This is a genomic window from Propionicimonas sp. (assembly GCF_049840635.1).
In the GTDB taxonomy this organism is placed as follows: Bacteria; Actinomycetota; Actinomycetes; order Propionibacteriales; family Propionibacteriaceae; genus Propionicimonas.
The window spans coordinates 1,015,750-1,035,835 of record NZ_JASGKL010000005.1; the positions used below are offsets into that span (position 1 = coordinate 1,015,750).

Here is a 20,086-nt window from a genome sequence, read left to right on the forward strand (position 1 = left end):
TTCACCAGACTCAACTACTCTAGCGCGCCGGCTATTCCGCTCAGCGCCGGCCGGTCCGCCATCCGCGCGCGGCATAGCCGAGCCCGCGAAGACCCCCGCTCGCACGCGCGATCCCCTCGCCCACCAGGCGGCGCAGCCCCACCTCGCCGAAGGCGCGCGTGTCGTCGTCCAGGTGCACCAGCGCCTGCCGCCCGGCCCGCTCCGGCGTCCTGCTGAAGTCAGGTTCGCGTCCCGTGGCCGCCGCAAGGATGCCCGCGACCGCCTCGACCGCGACGCTGAGCGGCACCTCCGTGACCTGCCGGTGGTCGACCGGTTCGGACGCCTCCCGCACCGGCTCCGCGAGCCGGTCCACGTCCCCGACGATCCTCACCCCGGACTCCCGGACGGCCGCAGCGACGCGCTCCGACTCCCGGCTCGCCAGCGGTACCGCCCACCCCGGCACCTCCAGGCGCTGCGGGCCCGCCGGCGCAGCCAGCATGCGTTCCACGGCGCCGCGGACGACCAGGCGCTCGTGGTCCGCCCAGGGAAGCTCCTCCGCCCGGGTCAGCTGGTTGAGCCGGCGCAGCAACTCCACCTCGGGAACGGTGAGACTGCGGTTCGTCGCGCCCGCCGGGGCGACGAGCAGGCCGGACGGCAACCCGAGCAGGTCCTCGAAGGCTCGGAACACGAAGCCGCGGTCGGCAGCGTCGAGGACGACCACCGTCACCCGGTCGCTGCCGACACCGGACACCCACCGTTCCAGCATCGCGACGTGGTCGTGCCGCTCGCTCGCCGCCCTGTCCTGCGGACGCCGCGGCCGCAGCACCGACTTCAACCACGGCTCGAACGCCCTGCGCCCACCGCCGATCTTCAGGTGCTCCTGCCACATCGACGGCAGCATCCCGCCGAAGCTCCGCAGGGTGATCACCACCTGCAGCGCGCTGCCGAGCTCATCCGCGAAGCGGCGGATCTGGGCGGCGTCGGCGTGCGCGGCGTACTCGTGGCCGAACCACGTGCGGCGGGTCTGCTCGGACTCGAGTTCACCGACCAGGCTGTACCAGTGCCGGATCGACGGCGCGTCGCCCCCTCCGGAGGCGATCCAGCCGCTGCTCCGGCCGAGGAAGGACGCCACGGCCAGCCGATGGTTGCGGCTGGTCCCCGGGTAGCGGACGCCGTGGGCCAGCAACTCCTCGCGCTGCGCGGCGGCCGCAGCCTGCAGCGCCGTCGTCCCCGTCTTGGGAGGGCCGACGTGGAAGAGCCGCGCGCCCGGAGGCAGCGCCTGCGTCACCCCGCCCACTTCGCCACCGTGCCGCTCAGGCGAGGAAGCCCGCGCCCACCGTCCGGTTGGTCGCCTCGTCGACAAGGATCACCGCTCCGGTGGCCCGGTTGTCGGCGTAGTAGTCCATGAACAGTGGCCGCGTGCAGCGCAGCCGCACCCGCCCGATCTCGTTCAGGTCGAGCGTGTTGGCGCTCTCGTCGCGGTGCAGCGTGTTCACGTCGACCCGGTAGACGACCTCGCGAACCTTGGCCCGCGCCCACACGGTGGTCTGCTTGATCGCGAGCATCCGGCCCGGCGCGAGCGCGGTGGTCTCGTCCATCCAGCACACCCGCAGGTCCAGCTCCTGCACCCCCTCGGGGGCATTGTTCGGACGCACCAGCATGTCGCCGCGACTGATGTCGATCTCGTCCGCCAGCCGCAGCACCACCGACATGGGCGGGAACGCCTCGTCGACCGGACCGGTCGGGGTGTCGATGGCGGCGACGGTCGTCGTGAAGCCGCTGGGCAGGGCCATGATCGGGTCGCCGACCTTGATCACGCCACTGGCTACCTCGCCGGCGTAGCCGCGGTAGTCGCGAGCCTTCGCCGACTGCGGACGGATCACGTACTGCACCGGGAACCGCACGTCGGTGAGGTTCCGGTCGGACGCGACGTGCAGGTGCTCGAGGTGGTAGAGCAGCGCGGGGCCGTCGAACCACGGCGTCCGCTCGCTCCGCGTCACCACGTTGTCGCCCTGCAGCGCGGAGATCGGGATGAACGCCAGGTCGCCGACGTTGAGCCGGCTGGCGAAGGAGGTGAACTCCTCCACGATCCGGTTGTAGACACCCTCGTCGAAGTCCACCAGGTCCATCTTGTTGATGCAGACCACGAGGTGCTTCACGCCCAGGAGCGTGGCGAGGAAGGAGTGCCGCCTGCTCTGCTCGGTCATCCCCTTCCGCGCGTCCACGAGGATCAGCGCCGCGTCGGCCGTCGAGGCCCCGGTGACCATGTTCCGCGTGTACTGCGGGTGCCCGGGGGTGTCGGCGATGATGAACTTCCGCTTTGGCGTGGCGAAGTAGCGGTAGGCGACGTCGATCGTGATGCCCTGCTCACGCTCGGCCCGCAGCCCGTCGGTGAGCAGCGCGAGGTCGACGTAGTCGTCGCCGCGCTGCGTGCTGACCCGCTCCACCGCCTCGTACTGGTCGATGAAGATCGCCTTCGAGTCGTACAGCAGGCGGCCGATCAGGGTGCTCTTGCCGTCGTCGACGCTTCCGGCCGTGGCGAACCGCAACAGGTCCATGCTCATCAGAAGTAGCCTTCCTTCTTGCGGTCCTCCATGGCGGCCTCGCTCACCTTGTCGTCACCACGGGTCGCGCCCCGCTCCGTGAGCCGTGCGGCGGAGATCTCCTCCACGATCGTCTCGTTCGTGTCGGCGACCGACTCCACCGCTGCGGTCAGGTTCGCGTCGCCCATCGTGCGGTAGCGGACGCTCAACCGCTGGATCTCCTCGCCGTCCTTCGGGGTGATGAACTCGTTCACCGCGTAGAGCATGCCGTCGCGCTTCACGACGTCCCGCTCCTGCGCGTAGTACAGGTTCGGCAGCGGGATCTCCTCCTCGGCGATGTAGGCCCAGGTGTCCAGCTCGGTCCAGTTCGACAGCGGGAACACCCGGATGCTCTCCCCGGAGTTGACCCGCCCGTTGTAGAGGTTCCACAGCTCGGGACGCTGGTTCTTCGGGTCCCACTGGCCGAACTCGTCGCGGAAGGAGAACACGCGCTCCTTGGCGCGGGCCTTCTCCTCGTCGCGGCGCGCGCCGCCGAACAGGGCGTCGAAGCGGTGCTTCTCCGCCGCGTCCAGCAGGACCGGGGTCTGGATCCGGTTCCGGGACCCGTTCGGTTCCTCCTGCACGAGGCCGCGCTCGATCGCCTCCGGGACCGAGGCCACGACGAGCTGCACCTCCAGCTGGTCCATCCACCAGTCCCGGAAGGCGATCACCTCGGGGAAGTTGAGCCCCGTGTCGACGTGCATGAACGGGAAGGGGATGCGGGCGGGAGCGAACGCCTTTCGCGCCAGCACGCTCATCACCACGGAGTCCTTGCCCCCCGAGAAGAGCAGGCAGGGACGCTGCATCTCCGCCGCCACCTCCCGGATGATGTGGATGCTCTCGGCCTCCAGTGCGCGGAGCTGGCTCAAGACGTAGCCAGTCATCGTCCTCCTTCGATCTGCGCCAGGACTGCGAGCAGCCGCGGCGCGTCGGTCTTCCTGCACACCACCAGGTCAGGCAGCCAGGGACTGGAATTGTTGTAGACCAGCGGCGAGCCGTCCAGTCGGCTCGTGTGCAGCCCTGCGGCTGCGGCCACCGCGACCGGCGCGGCGGAGTCCCACTCGTACTGTCCACCACCGTGGACGTAGGCGTCCACCTCTCCGGTGACGACCGCCATCGCCTTCACCCCGGCCGACCCCATGCCGACCAGTTCGACCGGCAGCACCTCGCCGATCCGCTGGACGAGCTCGGGAGGGCGACTGCGGCTCACCGCGAGACGCAGGACCTCCCCGCCCCGCGGATCGGGCAGGACGGCCGGCGGCTCGGTGATGAAGACCTGGCCACGCGCAGGGAGCGCCACGGCTCCGGCGACCAGGCCGGCCCCGCGCTGCCACAGCGCGACGTGGACGGCGAAGTCGGTGCGCCACGCCCCGTCGGTCCGCTCGGCGAACTCGCGCGTCCCGTCGAGCGGGTCGATGATCCACACCCGTTCCGCGTCGAGGCGGGACGCGTCGTCCTTCGCCTCCTCCGACAGGACGGCGTCGTCGGGGCGGCGGGTCGCCAGCTCGGCCAGCAGGTACTCGTTGGACAGGCGGTCGCCCGCCGCCCCCGACACCTCGTCGACCCCGGACCTGAGCCCGAGCAGGATCTGTCCCGCGCCCTCGGCGAGGGCAGCAGCCAGTGCGGCGTCAGATGTCATAGGTCACCAGTTCCTCCTGCGTGGCGTGGCTGGGCGCGCCGTCCACGGGGCCCAACTCGGTTCCCCGGCGCACGGCCCGCTCGGCGAGTTCCCTGACCACGATCTCGACGGCTTCGGAGATCCCCACCTCCGCGGTGTCGATCACGAGGTCGGCGTCGACGGGCTCCTCGTACGGGGAGTCGATCCCCGTGAAGTTCGGGATCCGACCCGCCCTGGCCTGCGCGTAGAGGCCCTTGCGGTCACGACGCTCACACTCGTCGATGCTTGTCGACACCCAGACCTCGAGGAAGTCCCCCGCCTCCTCCGCCATCCGACGTGCTTCCGCCCTGCCTTCCGCGAACGGCGCGATGAGCGCGGTGATGGCGATGCCGCCGTGTCGGGCCAGGAGCGCGGCCACCCAGCTCACCCGGCGCACGTTGGCCGCCCTGCCCTCGTCGTCGAAGCCCAGGCCTGCCGACAGCATCCGCCGGACGTCGTCGCCGTCGAGCAGCGTGATCTCCCGGTCCGTCTGCTGCTCCAGGGAGTCGCGCAGCGCCTTCGCGATCGTGGACTTGCCCGACCCGGACAGGCCGGTGAAGAAGACCACGGTGCCACCGCGGTCCACGCGGCGGGTCTCGGGATGCGCCGCGCCGACGACGACGAAGTGCTTGGCACCCCTCGCCGCGGCCACCGCGCCGGCGTCCGGCAGCTGGGGACGCTCGAACACTCCCCGGCTGCCCGGGGCGGGCCAGGGCACCCTGACCACCTGGTGGTGGCCCCTCGGCCGCTCGGCGATCACCTCCGGGATGGACGCGAGGATCTCGCGCCCGTCCCTCGTGCGGCCGGCGAGCACGATCCACAGCACCCGGCTGCGGGGCGTGGTGAGCGCGTCCACGCGGGCGAGGTCGGCCGCGGACGGCACCTCCCGGACCACCACGGCGAGGTCGACCGGCGCCTCGTCGTCCAGGAGTCCGGGGACGTCCGAGACGGGAGCAACCCTGCGCAGCGGTTCGAGGTCGACGAGGTCCCCGCGTCGGGAGCCGCGCAGCAGGGGTGTGGCCTCCACGTCGCGGACGACGAGGGCGTCCACGTCGGCCAGCGCGGCGAGCGCGGTGTGCGTCAGCCGGAGGGTGGGCGCGACCAGCCCGATCTGGACGAGTTCGGCGACATCGAGGTCACCGGCCTCGACGGTGATCGTGGGCAGGCTCGCGATCGTGTCCCAGTCAATGGTGTCAGGGGTCATTCACGGCCTCCACGATGGATTCAGGGTCGTCCTCGGCGGGCGGGGGCGCTCCCCGCGCCCGGCTGTACCGGCGGCGCAGGACCGCCCAGGCGATCGGGCCGACCACGATGGCCAGGGCCGAGGCGATCAGCACCACGGGGGTCGAGACCCCCAGCAGCTTGAGCCCCGAGGCCATCAGCAGGACCGCGAGCGCCCGGCGGATCACACCGCCCGGGGCACGGGACGAGATCTGGGCACCGATGAACGTGCCGGGGATCGCGCCGATCAGCATCGACCCGGTGATCCCCAGCGACACCTGCCCGAAGATCAGGTGGCCGAGGGACGCCGCGGCGACCAGCGGCACGGCCTGGACGAGATCGGTGCCGACGAGCTGGGACGGCTTCAGCCGCGGGTAGAGGACCAGCAGCAGGGTGAGGATCAGGGACCCCGCGCCGACGGAGGTCATGCCCACCATGAGACCACCCAGCGCACCGAGCGCGACCGTGGCCACCTTGCGGACCTCGACCTCCGCGGACGCCATCGGCGCCGGGCCCTCGCCCCACGGGAGGCTGCGACGGGTCATCTGGAACCAGGCGCGGATGATCAGGCCCGAGGACGCCAGCAGGAGCGCGACGCCGAGCATCGCAAGGAGCACCTGCTCGAAGCCGGGGAGCACCTTGAGGTGGTCGACGAACATCGCTCCGAGGAAGGCGGAGGGAACCGACCCCACGCACAACCAGAAGGCCAGTTGCAGGTTCGCGGTCTTGCGCACGATGTGGACGATCGCGCCGGCCGGCTTCATGAAGAGGCTGCTGACGACGTCGCTGGAGATCGCGGTGAGGGCGTCCACCTTGAAGAAGAAGACCAGCACGGGGGTCATCAGGGCGCCGCCGCCCATTCCGGTCAGGCCGACGACAATGCCGACGAGCAAACCCGCCAGTGCGATGCCTACGTCCATGCCCTACTTCCCCGGAACTCCGCATCCCCGGGCGTCCCGGCGAACGTCGCTGTAGAACCAACAGTCGGGACAGGGTATCGCATCGCCCCGAACCGGCCCGGCCCGGTCCACCTGTTCAGCGCTGCAGCTTCCCCCGGCCACGCCGGTAGAGCTCTGTCGCCAGTTCCTTCGCCGTGAACCGTGACAACGGGTTCACCCACTTCGCCGCGTTCTGCGGCTCCTCGAAGGCGGGGGTGAGCCCGAGCGCGGACGCGGAGAGGCCCAGCATGGCGTGCACAGCCAGGTCGACCGGCACGTCCGTGACCGATTGGTGGTCCTCCGCGTCGGAGTGCCTGCGCACGGCCGGCTGGGCCAGGAGGTGCGGGTCGCCGATCACCCGCACACCGCTCGCGGCGACACCCTCGGCGTTCCGGATCGACAGGGCGTCCGCCCGGTCCGCCGCCCAGTCCGGCATCGTCAGCCGCGCCTCGTGGGCCGGTGGCCGACGGTGCCCGAGCACCCGGGCGATGGCGCCGCGGACGGCGAGGGTGTCGTACTGCGCCCAGGTCACGTCGTGGGCCCTGAGCTTCTTGTTGAAGCGGCGGAAGAGTTCGATCTCCGGAACGGTCAGGCTGCGGTTCGCCGCGCGCAGCCCCGCGTCCACCTCGGCGAGCAGGTCCTGCGGCAGGCCCAGCAGGCGCTCGACCGTGTGGTGGAGGAACGCGTGGTCGGTCGGGTCCAGGACGATGACCGTCACGTGGTCCTCGCCGACGATGTCGGCCCACCGGCGGACCAGCGCCGTCTGGTCGTGCCGCGTCCGGACGATCTCGTTGACCGGCGAGCCCTCGTCGAACGCCTTCTCCAGCCACCTGTCGAACGTGCCGCGGTTGCCGGCGGCCTTGTTGGTCTCCTGCCAGACCGACGGCAACAGCCGGGAGAGGCTGCGCAGCGTGATCAGGACGTGCAGGTCGTCCCCGAACGTCTCGTGGACCTCGCGAATCACCTCGATCGAGGCACCCGCGCCGTACTCGTGGCCGAACCAGGCCCGCAGGTCGGGGTGCGCCTGCATCTCCGAGACCAGCCGGGTCCAGTAGAAGCGCTCCGGGACGGGCGACTGGCCCTCACCCGTCTTCCAGCCGATCGTCTTTCCCATCAGCGCCGCGATCGGCAGCCGGTGGTTGACGGCGACGCCGGGGTACAGGACCCCGTGCTCCCTGAGAGCGCCACGAGAGGCCGCGGCAGACGCCTGGAGCGCAGTGGTGCCGGTCTTCTGGGGACCGATGTGGAACAGGCGCACGCCCGGGGGCAGCACGTCGGGTTCGGTCATGATTCCTCTCGCGTCGGTCACGGGGGTGGCGGACGGGGTTGAAACGTCGTGAAGACGATCACGTTAGTCGACACGACGCGGATCAGGGAGAGCTCTCCCCTGCCTGTGGCTGCCCTGTGAGTGTGCCCCCGCAGCTGTGCGGGCCGAAAGGCGCCTTCTTGCTCATGCCGGCTGGGACTGCGCGACCCGCTCGGGGTGCCCGGCGGCGACGGCCAGTCCGGCGCTCGACGCGAGGACGGCAGCGGCTCCGAACACGCCCGCGGCCACGACGGCGTACGCCGTGCGCAGGCCCACGCCCCCCGCGCCGGCGAGCAGCGCCCCCATCAGCAGCAGTTCGAGGGCGAGCAGGCCGGCCAGCAGCCAGGCCCACGCCCGCCGGCCCGGGTGTTGCAGCGAACGGACGACCACGACGACGAGGAGGACCGCGGCCAGGCCGGCCAGGCCTACTCGGACCCCTTGCAGCAGCGGCCACCGGTCGGCAGCGAGGATGCCGAGCGGCCAGCTCAGGCAGCGGGTGAACGAGTTCTCCCCTGCCACGGCGATGCCCAGCAAGTGCAGGACGCCGAGGGTGCCGACGGCGGCCCAGGCGATCCGCGCCGTCGGGTTCGGGACGGCGAGCGGACGGCCGAGCAGCAGCCGTGCCCGCAGCATCGCGACGGTGGCGGCCAGCGCGCAGGCGAGGTCGATCACGCCCATCCACCACGGGATGCCGATCCTGACGGTCAGCATCCCGAACACCCCGGCGGCGAGCGCACCCGCCAGCGCGACCCACGCCAGGATCCGCGGACGGGGGTCGGCGAGCCGGCGTCCGAGGATCGCGGCGACGAGGACGGCGGGCCCGGTCGCGCCGGCGACCACCCGGTGGGCGAACTCGACGAGCGGGTTCGTCTGCAGGCCGGCTGCGGGTATGGGCAGGAACTGGCCGGCGTAGCAGCCCGGCCAGTTCGGGCAGGACGCGCCGGACTGGGTGGCGCAGACGACGGCACCCATCACGATCGATGCGAAGGTGAGCACCGCCGCGGCGGTGAACCAGTGGGTGGTCGTTCGCATCGTCCTGTCGTCCCCGTCCTCGGCCACCTCCGCGCGGCCCGCGTCCGACATTCTCGCGCTACGGCAGGGCCCTGCGCTGGCGTCCCCAGGAACTGAGTGCGGCGGCCGCCGAACCGGCGAGCAGGAGGACACCTGCGACGACGCCGAGGTTGTCGACGACCTGCTGCCACGGCGCGTAGGTGAGCTCGATGTTGTCGCCGCGGGGCAGCCACATGAAGGGGGCGACCACCAGCCAGGCGACGTACCCGAGGCCCGCCCAGCGCAGGACGCCGGGAAGTTCGCTGCGCTGCCACAGGACGATGCCGAGCGGCACGACCCACACGTAGTGGTGGGACCAGGAGATCGGTGAGGCGAGCAGGCTGGTCAGGCCGGCCAGGCACAGGGCGAGGGCGGTCTGGCCGGCGCGGTGCATGAGGACGGCGGCGACGACGCCGAGCACGACGACGAGCGCGCTGAGTACCAGTCCGCCGCGGCTCGGTGCGCCGGTCAGCCGGTTCCACATGCCGAGGACGGACTGGTTGGTGGCGTAGACGATCCCCGAGTTCAGCCCGGAGTCGCCGGAGAGCAGCTTGTGCCAGTAGGTCAGGGACGCGGCCGGCAGGACGGCGAACGCGACCGCGGTGGCGGCGAGGAAGCCGAGGAAGGCGACGATGCCGGGCTTGCGGCGTCCGGCGAAGAAGTTGTAGGCGGCGACGACCGCGGGCGTGAGCTTGACCGCGGTCGCGATGCCGACCAGCCAGCCCTCGGGGAGCACCCGGCGGCGCAACAGGCGCGGCCCGGGCATCGAGTCGAGGACGGCCGCGGCGACGAGGAAGATGCCGAGCTGGCCGAAGCCGAGGGTGTCACGGACGGGCTGGACGAACAGGATGGCCAGCGTGGTGAGCAGGCTCAGCAGCCAGCCGGTGTAGCCGAGCCGGTACAACATCGCGGCCAGCGCGGCCGTGCAGAGGAGGAGCCACACCGCGGCCGCGACGTCCGCCGACAGCACGGCGAACGGGACGGTCAGCAGCGCGCCGAACGGCGGGTAGATCCACGGCAGCTCGCCGCCGGAGGCGTAGATGTCGCCCCCGGAAAGGAGGATCTGGCCCGCGCGCTGGTAGACCTGCAGGTCGATCATGTTGGGGTGCCAGGGCCACAACGAGCCGCCGGCGATCTGCGTCCCGCCGACGTACAGCGCGGCGAGCACCGGCACGAGGACGAGTCCGACCCGCACGGCCCAGCGCCGGACCTGCTCCACAGCCACCTCCTGGTCGAGACCGCGACACAGCCTAGACGGTTCCCGTCGGGAGCCACCGCTCGTCGTCGAGCGCCCGGGGCGGGGACGCGCCGTCCACAACAAGGTGGACCATCCCGCGGCGAGTTCACCCCACAACCGTCCACAACAACGTGGACCATCCCGCGGCGAGTTCACCCCACAACCGTCCACAACAAGGTGGACGCGGCCCCGTCCACCACAACGTGGACCATCCCGCGGCGAGTTCGCCACCGAACCGTCCACCACAACGGGGACGCGGGAGGTCAGGCGAGCAGCGCGAGCGGGAGCCGGTGGCGCATCAGGACGACCTGGTAAGGATTCCAGGTCGACAGGGTGTAGCGCAGGACGAGGTCGTCACCGTCGACAGCGGTGTCGAAGAGGTAGGGCGCGTAGGCCGCCCCCGTCCCCGACGCCTGCGCGCGGAAGATGCGGTCGCCGACGTGCTCGTCGTCGCGGGTCGCCCGGATGAACCGGGTGTGCGGGTCGAGCGACATCCCGGTGACCACCCAGTCGAGCAGCCGGATCCGCGGCGACCACGGCCCCCACGGCTCGCCAGCAGCACGCAGGACGACCGCGTTGCCGATGTCCTCCTCGGGCGCGGACGCGGTCAGCATCAGGTACCGGCCCGCCTCCTCCGACCAGCGCACGGACAACTCGCCGAGCGCCGCCGGACGGAACAGCGGCCGGGCGTCGGCCTCTGACTCCGACCAGCCGTCCCCCGCCCAGTAGCGCGGACGCAGCGGCGCTGCCGGCTCCACGGCGGCCAGGCGCACCTCGGACGCGCGGTACGGTCCCGTCCCCCAGACGAGCAGCACGTCGCCGTGACCGCTCCACCCCGGTACGGCGGAGGCGGGCCGCCGCTGCACCGACACGTTGATGAAGTGCCTCGCGCTGAACGTGCCGAGGACCTCGAACCGCACCGGACGCCGCCGCGCGCCGCCGTCGACGACCGGGTCCGCATCGACCGCGCGCGCGAGCACGGAGCGTCCCATCACCCGGCCGCCTCGGAAGTGGTTCGAGCTGAAGAAGACGTGCAGGTGCCCACCCTCGGAGAAGCCGTCCAGGGGGACGTCGTACTCGCGCATCGTCACCCGCCCCGCCGCGTGGCCGACCAGCTTCACCGGCGCACCGTGGAACTGCACCGCGGGCCGGGTGTCGGACGGGTCCACGACCTCGGCGATCGCGTCCCTGGTCGCCAGCCACGGCCGCGTCCAGTGCGTGTCGCCGAACAGCAGGAAGGTGCGTCCGCCGTGGTCGACGCGGACGCCGAGGTCGGTGCCCCGGATGCCGGCCGCGGTCAGCGAGCGGCTGAGGGTCGCTGCCCGTTGTCCCCATGGTGTCGGGGTGGCGTCCAGGTCGCCGGTGACCTGGGCGAGCTTCCCCGACTCCTGCGGGGACGCCACGAACGGCTCGGGATCGACCAGCCGCAGGCAGCTGTCGCGCTCCCAGGTCCCGTCCGCACCGCGCCGGTAGCTGAAGACCGAGCCTTCCTCGTCGACCAGGGCGAAGGGGCTCCCCTCGACCCGCGCCACGGTGCGAGGGCGAGGCTGGTCCGCCCACGGCAGCGCGGGGTCGGACGCCTCGGCCTGCGCGGGACCGGCCGCCGCCACAACCCCTGCCGGCACCCAGCGTCCGGAGCTCAGGAGGTACTCGACGACGCGGTCACCCTCGGGGACCAGGGCGAGGAGCGATCGGCCGTGCCGGACGAGCCGACCCGGGCCCGTCGCCATCGCACTCACCGTTGCCCGCCGCCGCCACGGACGATCGGGACGGTCGAGCAGTCGTTCGTAGTGGTCCAGGCCCGTGGGGCCGAGCACGAGCGCGTCCAGGCGCCCCGGGGCCGGCAGCCGCCGGGACCACAGCGCGCAGCCCGGCCCGATCGTCACCCGACGACCCTACGGCAGCCGACCCACGCCGAACCGGGCCCGCGGGCAGGGTGTGGTCAGGCCGGGACCACGGCGGCCGCCGGCACCGACCGCCGCCCCGGCCGCACACCGAACCCGAGCACGACCAGGACAGCCAGGGCGGGGAGTTCGACGCCGGCACCGAGCAGGGGCCCGACCGTCCCGGCCGGGTAGTCGCCGAACCACGGGTAGCCGAAGAAGATCGCGAACAGACCCGCCCCCAGCACCAGCGGGACGCGTCCGCGCTGCAGGAGGTAGAACGCGGCGGCGAACACCAGCCACAGCTGGTGGTGCGGCCAGGAGATCGGCGACAGCGCGACGGAGAGCGCTCCGACGACGAGCGTGGCCGCCAGCAGGTCGCCCTCGGCGAAGGACCGCGACGCCCTCCAGTAGGCCAGCGCCGCCACGGCGAGCGCGACGACCATCCAGACGACGTGCACGGGGGCACCGTCCGGCAACTGGCGGGAGAGCAGGCCGAGCAGCGACTTGTTCACGGTGGAGTCGGTGCGCCCGACGCGTCCGGTCTGCCACAGCATGGTCCTCCAGTACTCCACCGACGCACGGGGGAGCACCAGGAACGCGAGGCCGGTCGCCGCGGCGAACGTCCCCCCGCAGAGTGCGGCCTGCCGCCACTGCCGGGTGAGGAGGTAGTAGGGCAGGAACACCAGCGGGGTGAGCTTGATCGCGCCGGACAGCCCCACCAGCACTCCCTGCCAGCGACGCGGCAGCAGCTGGTCGCACAGGGCGAGCGCCACGACGAACAGGCTCACCTGGCCGACGATCAGGTTGTGCAGGAACGGGTAGGTCGCCATCACGGGGATCGACAGTCCTGCGACCCAGGCGGTCGTCGCGTGTCGGGGCGCGCCGGCGGCCAGCCGGCTCCCCGGGTCGCGCCGGGCGTGCCGGACCAGGAGGTGGACGCAGCCCACCACCACGACGAAGGTCAGCACCGTCCACACGATCTTGGCGGGCAGGGACGCCATCAGCGCGAACGGCAGCAGCACCAGCGCAGCGAACGGCGGGTAGGTGAAGCCCAGCCCGTGCACGGTCGGATGCGTGTAGGCGTACGTGTACAGGTCGTTGCCGGCCAGCGCCCAGGACACGGCGCCGCGGTAGATGTCGAGGTCTCCCAGCAGGCCGGCCACTCCGGTCGTCGCGGTGAGTCCCCAGATCAGGACGAAGGCCTCGGCGACGGCCAGGCCGACGAGCCCGAACGCGAGCAGCCGGACGCGGTCGTCCGCGATCGGTTTCGCCACTCGTCCGGCCCTTTCGTTGGTGATGCCCGAACGAGCCTAGGCCCCGGCCCGGTCCCCCGTCTGTTCCCCGTGCGGGGACAGTTGGGCCGTCCGGGCTGGTCAGCGGACGGGGTTCCCAGCAGGATGGGGCGGTGCTCCGCTTCACCGATGCGCAGCGCCGGACGCGCCTCGCGGTCCGGCACGGCCTCCATCCCGACCACCGGCATCCCGACCCGACCGCCGCCGCGCGGGCCATGACGGCGCTTCACGCCACCGAGCCGGCGACCGTCCACCTCTCGCTGCACGCGCGGGTCGACGGGCTGGACATCGACGCGGTCGAGGCGGAGTTGAACGACCGCCGCTCGATCGTCAAGCAGCTGGCCATGCGGCGGACACTGTTCGGCGTCACCCCCGACCTGCTGCCCGCCGTGCTGGGCAGCGCCTCGGCGCGGGTGGCCGCGGCGGAGCTCCGCCGCCTCGCGGCCGACGTCGAGCGCGCGGGCGTCGCCACCGACGGCGCCGCGTGGGTGGAGGACGCGGCGGCGGCCGTGCTCGCCGCGCTGGGTGCGGACGGCGCGGCGGAGACCGCGGCCTTACGCGAGCGCGTCCCCGCCCTCGCAGAGCGGATCGTCTTCGGGTCGGGGAAGTGGACGCAGGAGGCGCCGGTCGCGCCGCGCGTCCTCACCGTCCTCGGCGCCCGCGGGTTGGTGTTCCGGGGCCGCAACGGCGGCACCTGGCGGACGTCACGCCCCCGGTGGACGCCGGCCCGGGCCTGGCTGGGCGAGGACCCCGCGCCGCTGGAGGAGGCCGCCGGGTACGCCGCGCTCGTCCGGCGCTGGCTGTGGACGTTCGGGCCCGGCACCGAGACCGACCTGGTCTGGTGGCTCGGGTCGACCCGGACCGCGGCCCGCCGGGCGCTCGCCGACGTGGCGGCGACCCGGGTCGAACTCGACTCCGGTGAGATCGGCTGGGTCCTGCCCGGCGACGAGGAGCCGGAGCCGGCGGTCACGCCGTGGGCGGCGCTGCTGCCCACCCTCGACCCCACGACGATGGGCTGGAAACAGCGCGCGTTCTACCTCGACCCCGCCGATGCCCCCTACCTGTTCGACTCGGCGGGCAACGCCGGGACGACGGCGTGGTGGGACGGACGCGTCGTCGGATGCTGGGTCCAGGACGCCACGGCGAGCGTCCGGGTCGTGCTCCGCACCGACCCGGGGACCGAGGGGCGCGCGGCGCTCGAGCGGGAGGCCGAGCGGCTGACCGCCTTCCTGGCCGGGCAGGTGCTGGCTTCGGTGTACGCCTCGCCCCAGATGCGGGGCGAGAAGCTGCGCTGAACGCGGGGGCACCGCCGTGCGCCCGGGAATTGGAACAGGCCGCGAGACCTTCGGGGAGCCTCGCGACCTGTCTGCGGATCAGAGTTGCCGTCCCCCCTCCACGGCTTCGTCCGGTGACCGGCGCCTCCCCTCAGCGACACCGGTCCGACCCGTCCGCGCACCTCCCCCGCGATGCACCGTGCGAACAGCGTTCTCCAATTGCCCTCCAAGAAAACCACTCCGCGTGAGAGAATGCAAGAACACTGTTCACTGAACTTGGCGGAGGTACGGTGGCGACACGGTCGCAGCACAGGGACACCACGGAGGCCGCGATCGTCAGCGCAGGACTGCGATTGCTCGCCGAGGGCGGTGCGGAAGAACTCACCGTCCGTGGCCTCGCGCGCGAACTGCACCTGGTGCCCTCCGCGTTGTACCGCTACGTCACTAACCGCGAGGACCTGCTCTCCCTGCTGCTCACCCACGCGTACTCGGACCTCGCCGACACCATCCAGGCCGCCCATGACGCCGTGCCGTGCGAGGACATCGTCGGCCGCTGGCGCGCCTTCGCCTTCACGCTGCGCGGGTGGTCGCTGGCGCACCGCCACGAGTGGCTGCTCATCCAGCGCAGCGTGGTGTCCGGGCCCCGGCCCTTCGGTGAACACACCTTCCGGCTGCACTGGCTCCTGCTGAAGCTCGGCGCCGACGCCGAGGCCGCGGGGCTGCACCCGTCCGTCTGTGCTCCGACCGAGAAGCCGGTCATGCCGGGGCTGCCCGACCTGCTCACCGCCAGCGGCGCCCACGTGTCGGAGCAGACCGTGCTGGCGGGGCTCGCCGGCTGGCACCTGCTGGACGGGGTGCTCTACACCGAGCTCCTCCAGCTCGCCGGCTCCGAACTCATGGACCCGGAGGCCTACTACGCGGCGATGGTCTCCGCGACGGAGATCCTCGTCCTCGGCGACCGCTGATCGGACGCAGGACGCGGTCGCGTCCGACCGTCGGGCGGCCTCAGCGGCGGTGCCAGGCCTCGTCGGACGAGATCAGGTCGCGGACGTGCTGCGGCAGCTCGCCGGAGATCAGGTCGGCGACCGTCGTTCCCTCCAGGATGGTGCGGACCGCGGCGCGCACGGCCACCCAGAATCTCGGTGAGCGCTGCGGCCGGGCCTTCGTACGTCGCCCCCTCCGGAGCGATCCCGCGCACGGCGGCGAGGGGACCGTCAACGGCACGGACCACCTCCGCGAGGGTCAGTTCGGACGCCGGGACGGCCAACTGGAACCCGCCCCCCGCGCCGCGGCGGGACACAAGCACGCCTTCGCGGACGAGGTCCCGAAGGATCGACTCGAGGAACTTCCCCGGCAGGTCCTGGGCCGTGGCGAGTTCGTTCCGCGAGTAGGAGCGACCCGGGTCGGCGGCCAGCTCGGCGACGGCGCGCAGGGCGTACTCCACGCGTGCCGTGACCTGCATGCGACCTCCCTCAGAGCAACGTGGCCCCGAGCCCACGATTCACCCTCACGATGTCGGAGAGCTTGCTGAACAGCTTGTCGAAGACCATTCCGAGGACCAGCACCACGATCATCGTAGCGATCAGCGCCGAGGCGTTGGCGAACTCGCGGTAGTACTGCAGCTGCACGCCCAGCGACGGCTTGTTCGCGATGATCACCAGCAGCTCGCCGGCCATCAGCGAGCGCCACGCGAACGCCCAGCCCTGCTTGAGCCCGGCCACGTAGGTCGGCAGCGCGGACGGCAGGATCACCCAGCGGTACAGCGTGACGCCCTTCGCACCCAGCACCTGCGCCGTCCGGAGGAGGGGCGGCGGCACGTCGTCGATCCCCGAGATCAGGCCGTTGGCGATGGACGGGGCCGCACCCAGCACCACCACGAAGGTGATCGCGTTCTCTGTGAGCCCGAACAGGAGGATCGCGAAGGGGAACCACGCGATGGACGGCATCGTCTGCAGGCCGGTCAGCATCGAGCCGAAGGCCGTTCGCAGGACCTTGGAGGCCGACACCGCGATGCCCAGCACCGTCCCGATCACCAGGGCGAGGCCGAACCCGAGCACCGCCCGCACCAGGGTGTTGCCGATCGCCTGCCAGAACTTGGCCTGGCCGAGGAAGGCAGCCAGCTGGGCTCCCACCTCCGCAGGGGACGGCAGCACGTAGTCGGGCTTCCAGCCCGAGAGGAAGACCAGTTCCCAGCCGATCACGACGAGCGCGACAGCCAGCAGGCCGGGCCAGACGGCCGACCACACCCGGCGCGCCGTCCAGCGGCGTTCGCCCACCGGAAGGACGGGTTCGGCCTCTTCCATGCGTTCGGCATCCACCACCGGCTCCTCCCGGGTCGTGCCCGGTGTGGCAGGTTCGGCTCGCAGCACCGTGGTCATGACGCCTTCCGTTCCTCGACCGTCACGTCATGACGGTCGAGCAGGTCGTGGAGCGTTCCGGAGAGCTCCGCCACAGCGGCGTCCGCCATCTGCCGCGGACGGGGCAGACCGACCCGGACCTCGTCGACGATCCGGCCGGGGGTCGGTGACATCACGACCACCCGGTCGCCGAGGCGGGCCGCCTCGCGCACGTTGTGGGTGACGAACACGATGGTGAGTCCGCGCTCCGCCCAGACCCTCTCGATCTCCTCGTGCAGCGCATCGCGGGTGATCGCGTCGAGGGCACCGAACGGCTCGTCCATCAGCAGGACCTTGCACTCCTGCGCGAGCGCCCGTGCCAGTGCGACGCGCTGGCGCATGCCACCGGACAGCTGGTGGGGACGCTTGTCGCCGGCGTGGGGCAACTGGACGATCGAGAGGAGTTCCGCCACCCGGTCCGGCCAGTCCCGCTTCGGGACCCCCGACAGCCGCAGCGCGAGTTCGATGTTGCCGCGCACGGTCAGCCAGGGGAACAGGTTCGCGTCCTGGAACATCATCCCGACCCGCAGGCCGTGGAGGTCCACGCTGCCGGAGGTGGGCCGAGCGAGACCGGCGATGATCGAAAGGAGGGTGCTCTTGCCGCAGCCCGAGCGGCCGAGCAGGCAGACGAACTCGCGGTCCGCGATCTCGAGGTTGGCGGAGTCGAGTGCGACCGTGGACCGTCCGGCGTCGGTGAAGACCTTGGTGACGGAGTTGACGGAGATCGCCGGATGGGCGATGGAGGTGACGCTCGCTGGGATGTTGCTCATGAATCGCTGACCTCCTGCTCGCCCCGCTCCTTGAGGAGGGCGTTGAGGGTGTCCAGGGAGTACAGGCCGCTCAGGTCGGGCTGCTCCAGCAGGCCGACGGCCACCGCGTGGTCGGCGCCGCTCTTGAGGGTGCTGGACAGCGGGTCGTAGGTGAACACGACGTTCTTCCATGCCGTGTCGAGCACCGCCTCGTCCAGCCCCTTGCCGGTGAGGTCGGCGAGCGCGTCGTTGACCGTCTTCTTGGCGTCGTCGGGGTTCTGCTTGATGTAGTCCAGCGAGTCGAGCAGGCCGGAGAGGACCTCCTTCACCTCGTCGGGGTGGTCGGTGAGGAACTGCGTCCGGACGATCACGTTGGTCACGATGAACTGCTTGTTCGGCCACAGGTCGGCCTCGTTGACCAGGACGTGGCCGCCGGCGTTCACCAGGCGGGTCGCCCAGGGCTCAGGCACCCAGGCGCCGGCGATGTCACCGCTCGTGAAGGACTGCAGGGCGGTCGCGTTCTCCTGCGGCATGATGCTCACGTCGCCGCCGCCCTCCGTCGTGGTCTCGAAGCCCTGCTCCTTCAGCCAGTAGCGCAGGGCCACGTCCTGGGTGTTGCCGAGCTGCGGGGAGGCGATCTTGGCGCCCTTCAACTGCTCGACGGACGTGATGTCCTTGCTCACCACCAGCGAGGCGCCGTTGGCCGCGGCACCGGCGATCACCCGGAGCGACTGGCCCTTCGACTGCGTGTAGCCGGTGATCGTCGGGTTCGGGCCGATGAACGCGATGTCGAGGGAGCCGGCGTTCAGCGCCTCCAGTGCGGCGGGACCCGCATTGAAGGTCGCGGTCTTCAACTCGACGCCATCGCCCAGGGCCTTGGCGAAGTACCCCTTGCTCACGCCGACGAGGGCGGGCGCGTGGGTGAGGTTGGGGAAGTACCCGATGGTCACGGTGCTGCTCGCACCGGACGCGGCCGACCCGCCCGTGCTGCTGCAGGCACTGAGCCCCAGCGAAGCGAACAAAGAAAGCGCGACCACCGCCGCCGTCCGTCGTCCCAGAGCCGTCCAGGACTTTCCCATGAATGCCATGTCTCCTAGTAAATCAGTGGGATTAGACCGCTTGCAAGTCCACCACGCCGATCTGGGACACGCCGGGAGAACCCCTCACGCCTGCTACAAGCCTCACCCGGCACGCGGGGACGGTTCTTCCGTACCCACGAGAGAACCATCGCCGCGTTCCCCGCGGCGGGGTGGTCACCAGGTCTCGTCGTCGTGGCGGCCGTCGGCCCACGCGGCGTGGCGGTCCGCCGATGCGCGGACCACGGCTTTCGCACCGGCGGGGACGACAGCGCCGAAGTTGTTGTAGAGGCGGTCGAAGTGCAGGCCGTCCAGCTGCGCGGCGATCCGCTGCACGACCGCGCCGGACAAGGGCAAACGGTTCGGGAAGCTGCGCTGGAAGCTCACGGTCCGGCGATCGGGGTTCGGGAACACCGCGTCCCCGGCGAGTAGGACGCCCCGCCCTGCGTTCCCCGTCCGCCACTCCGCCACGGTCTGGCCGCGGAAGTGGCCCCCGACGCGGTGCAGGGTCAGGTCGGGTCCGACGTCGATCGCATCATCGAAGAAGTGGACGCGGTCGTCGCGACGGCACCACTCACGGTCATGCCCGTTGAGCAGGAAGTCGGTGTCGAGGGCGGCCGCCCACTCGGTCCCGCAGCCGTACATGTGCGGATGGCTGGCGGCGACGGCGAGCACCGGCCCCAGCGAGCGGACCCGGTCGACGACCTGCGCGTCGATGAAACCCAGCGGGTCGAACACGAGCACCCCCGCCGCGGTACGAACGATCATGGTCTGCTGGCCGATCCCCACGCCCGGGTGGGCCGTCACACCGAACAGGTCCGGCTCGACCTCGAACCAGTCGGTCACGGTCCCCCGCTGCGCGAGCTCGGCGAGCGTCGTCCATGCCTGCCCCGATTCGGGCACCCACTGCCGCTCGTCCTCGCAGATCGCACACGTGGCCGGCGGGGACGCAGCGTCCGCGGTCTCCACGCCACAGGCCGCGCAGATCCAGATCATGGGTGAGCCTAACCCGGCGCACTGTCATGCCGGGCTTGACCCGACATCTCCGGGACGAGGCTGACCGCACGGACACCGAGAACCCGGCCAACGCCCGGATGGCAGGTAGGTGGGGTGCTTGGGCGCACTGTCATGCCGGGCCTGACCCGACATGTCCGGGACGAGGCTGACCGCACGGACACCGAGAACCCGGCCAACGCCCGGATGGCAGGTAGGTGGGGTGCTTGGGCGCACTGTCATGCCGGGCCTGACCCGGCATCTCCGGGACGACGCTGACCGCACGGACACCGAGATCCCGGCCAACGCCCGGATGACAGGTAGGTGGGGTGCTTGGGCGCACTGTCATGCCGGGCCTGACCCGGCATCTCCGGGACGAGGCTGACCGCACGGACGCCGAGATCCCGGCCTTCGCCGGGATGACAGGGGAGGGCGGTGTCGGATGACAGG

The 20,086-nt window shown here is 71.6% G+C and carries 18 protein-coding genes and 1 pseudogene; 2 read left to right on the plus strand and 17 right to left on the minus strand.

The features are described from left to right. Positions 1-40: 40 nt before the first annotated feature. The 11 genes from QM779_RS10505 to QM779_RS10555 form a co-directional block, all read right to left on the minus strand. Positions 41-1,276, minus strand: a complete 1,236-nt coding sequence (locus QM779_RS10505; protein WP_428534918.1) for a hypothetical protein — start codon at positions 1,274-1,276, stop codon at positions 41-43. A gap of 16 nt (positions 1,277-1,292) precedes the next feature. Continuing rightward, positions 1,293-2,543: a sulfate adenylyltransferase subunit 1 gene (locus tag QM779_RS10510; protein WP_428534920.1), complete on the minus strand. Its 1,251-nt coding sequence runs from the start codon at positions 2,541-2,543 to the stop codon at positions 1,293-1,295. Then, positions 2,543-3,445, minus strand: a complete 903-nt coding sequence (cysD, locus tag QM779_RS10515) for a sulfate adenylyltransferase subunit CysD (protein WP_428534922.1) — start codon at positions 3,443-3,445, stop codon at positions 2,543-2,545. Before cysD ends, QM779_RS10510 begins: the two co-directional genes overlap by 1 nt. After that, positions 3,442-4,200, minus strand: a complete 759-nt coding sequence (locus tag QM779_RS10520; RefSeq protein ID WP_428534924.1) for a 3'(2'),5'-bisphosphate nucleotidase CysQ — start codon at positions 4,198-4,200, stop codon at positions 3,442-3,444. Before QM779_RS10520 ends, cysD begins: the two co-directional genes overlap by 4 nt. Next, positions 4,190-5,422, minus strand: coding sequence for an adenylyl-sulfate kinase (gene cysC, locus QM779_RS10525; RefSeq protein ID WP_428534926.1), 1,233 nt, complete (start codon positions 5,420-5,422; stop codon positions 4,190-4,192). The genes QM779_RS10520 and cysC overlap by 11 nt, the downstream gene beginning before the upstream one ends. Beyond that, entirely contained in the window at positions 5,412-6,359 is a 948-nt protein-coding gene (locus QM779_RS10530; protein WP_428534928.1) for a sulfite exporter TauE/SafE family protein, read from the minus strand. The genes cysC and QM779_RS10530 overlap by 11 nt, the downstream gene beginning before the upstream one ends. A gap of 115 nt (positions 6,360-6,474) precedes the next feature. Beyond that, complete coding sequence (locus QM779_RS10535) at positions 6,475-7,665, minus strand: hypothetical protein (RefSeq protein ID WP_428534930.1); 1,191 nt, start codon at positions 7,663-7,665, stop codon at positions 6,475-6,477. Positions 7,666-7,827: 162 nt separating this feature from the next. Next, positions 7,828-8,715, minus strand: coding sequence for a COX15/CtaA family protein (locus tag QM779_RS10540; RefSeq protein WP_428534932.1), 888 nt, complete (start codon positions 8,713-8,715; stop codon positions 7,828-7,830). 58 nt (positions 8,716-8,773) lie between these two features. Further along, a complete protein-coding gene (locus tag QM779_RS10545; RefSeq protein WP_428534934.1) occupies positions 8,774-9,952 on the minus strand; it encodes a glycosyltransferase 87 family protein in 1,179 nt (392 codons plus the stop codon). 281 nt (positions 9,953-10,233) lie between these two features. Continuing rightward, positions 10,234-11,856: a DUF4185 domain-containing protein gene (locus QM779_RS10550; RefSeq protein WP_428534936.1), complete on the minus strand. Its 1,623-nt coding sequence runs from the start codon at positions 11,854-11,856 to the stop codon at positions 10,234-10,236. Positions 11,857-11,912: 56 nt separating this feature from the next. After that, positions 11,913-13,130, minus strand: coding sequence for a glycosyltransferase 87 family protein (locus QM779_RS10555; protein WP_428534938.1), 1,218 nt, complete (start codon positions 13,128-13,130; stop codon positions 11,913-11,915). A gap of 131 nt (positions 13,131-13,261) precedes the next feature. Here QM779_RS10555 and QM779_RS10560 point away from each other — a divergent pair, with 131 nt between their 5' ends. Continuing rightward, positions 13,262-14,443: a winged helix DNA-binding domain-containing protein gene (locus tag QM779_RS10560; RefSeq protein WP_428534940.1), complete on the plus strand. Its 1,182-nt coding sequence runs from the start codon at positions 13,262-13,264 to the stop codon at positions 14,441-14,443. A 269-nt stretch (positions 14,444-14,712) separates the two neighbouring features. After that, positions 14,713-15,387 carry a TetR/AcrR family transcriptional regulator gene (locus tag QM779_RS10565; RefSeq protein WP_428534942.1) on the plus strand — a complete coding sequence of 225 codons (675 nt, stop codon included), beginning with the start codon at positions 14,713-14,715 and terminating at the stop codon, positions 15,385-15,387. Positions 15,388-15,427: 40 nt separating this feature from the next. Here QM779_RS10565 and QM779_RS10570 read toward each other — a convergent pair whose 3' ends face one another. From QM779_RS10570 to QM779_RS10595, 6 genes and pseudogenes are all read right to left on the minus strand, one after another. Next, complete coding sequence (locus QM779_RS10570) at positions 15,428-15,553, minus strand: hypothetical protein (protein ID WP_428538513.1); 126 nt, start codon at positions 15,551-15,553, stop codon at positions 15,428-15,430. 82 nt (positions 15,554-15,635) lie between these two features. After that, positions 15,636-15,884: pseudogene (locus QM779_RS10575) on the minus strand (RrF2 family transcriptional regulator); the annotation flags it as partial. A gap of 10 nt (positions 15,885-15,894) precedes the next feature. Then, complete coding sequence (locus QM779_RS10580) at positions 15,895-16,800, minus strand: ABC transporter permease (protein WP_428534944.1); 906 nt, start codon at positions 16,798-16,800, stop codon at positions 15,895-15,897. Next, the gene (locus QM779_RS10585) at positions 16,797-17,588 is read right to left on the minus strand and encodes an ABC transporter ATP-binding protein (protein WP_428534946.1); all 792 of its coding nucleotides are present in this window, start codon (positions 17,586-17,588) and stop codon (positions 16,797-16,799) included. Before QM779_RS10585 ends, QM779_RS10580 begins: the two co-directional genes overlap by 4 nt. Then, positions 17,585-18,655, minus strand: a complete 1,071-nt coding sequence (locus QM779_RS10590; RefSeq protein WP_428534948.1) for an ABC transporter substrate-binding protein — start codon at positions 18,653-18,655, stop codon at positions 17,585-17,587. The genes QM779_RS10585 and QM779_RS10590 overlap by 4 nt, the downstream gene beginning before the upstream one ends. A 165-nt stretch (positions 18,656-18,820) precedes the next feature. Further along, positions 18,821-19,639 carry a hydrolase gene (locus QM779_RS10595; RefSeq protein WP_428534950.1) on the minus strand — a complete coding sequence of 273 codons (819 nt, stop codon included), beginning with the start codon at positions 19,637-19,639 and terminating at the stop codon, positions 18,821-18,823. Positions 19,640-20,086 lie beyond the last annotated feature (447 nt).

Bases quoted from the DNA above. Each gene is read 5' to 3' on its own strand.
- QM779_RS10535 (WP_428534930.1), bottom strand. From the start codon at position 7,665: ATGACCGAACCCGACGTGCTGCCCCCGGGCGTGCGCCTGTTCCACATC.
- QM779_RS10580 (WP_428534944.1), bottom strand. From the start codon at position 16,800: ATGACCACGGTGCTGCGAGCCGAACCTGCCACACCGGGCACGACCCGG.
- cysD (WP_428534922.1), bottom strand. From the start codon at position 3,445: ATGACTGGCTACGTCTTGAGCCAGCTCCGCGCACTGGAGGCCGAGAGC.
- QM779_RS10530 (WP_428534928.1), bottom strand. From the start codon at position 6,359: ATGGACGTAGGCATCGCACTGGCGGGTTTGCTCGTCGGCATTGTCGTC.
- QM779_RS10590 (WP_428534948.1), bottom strand. From the start codon at position 18,655: ATGGCATTCATGGGAAAGTCCTGGACGGCTCTGGGACGACGGACGGCG.
- cysC (WP_428534926.1), bottom strand. From the start codon at position 5,422: ATGACCCCTGACACCATTGACTGGGACACGATCGCGAGCCTGCCCACG.
- QM779_RS10595 (WP_428534950.1), bottom strand. From the start codon at position 19,639: ATGATCTGGATCTGCGCGGCCTGTGGCGTGGAGACCGCGGACGCTGCG.
- QM779_RS10585 (WP_428534946.1), bottom strand. From the start codon at position 17,588: ATGAGCAACATCCCAGCGAGCGTCACCTCCATCGCCCATCCGGCGATC.
- QM779_RS10540 (WP_428534932.1), bottom strand. From the start codon at position 8,715: ATGCGAACGACCACCCACTGGTTCACCGCCGCGGCGGTGCTCACCTTC.
- QM779_RS10520 (WP_428534924.1), bottom strand. From the start codon at position 4,200: ATGACATCTGACGCCGCACTGGCTGCTGCCCTCGCCGAGGGCGCGGGA.
- QM779_RS10510 (WP_428534920.1), bottom strand. From the start codon at position 2,543: ATGAGCATGGACCTGTTGCGGTTCGCCACGGCCGGAAGCGTCGACGAC.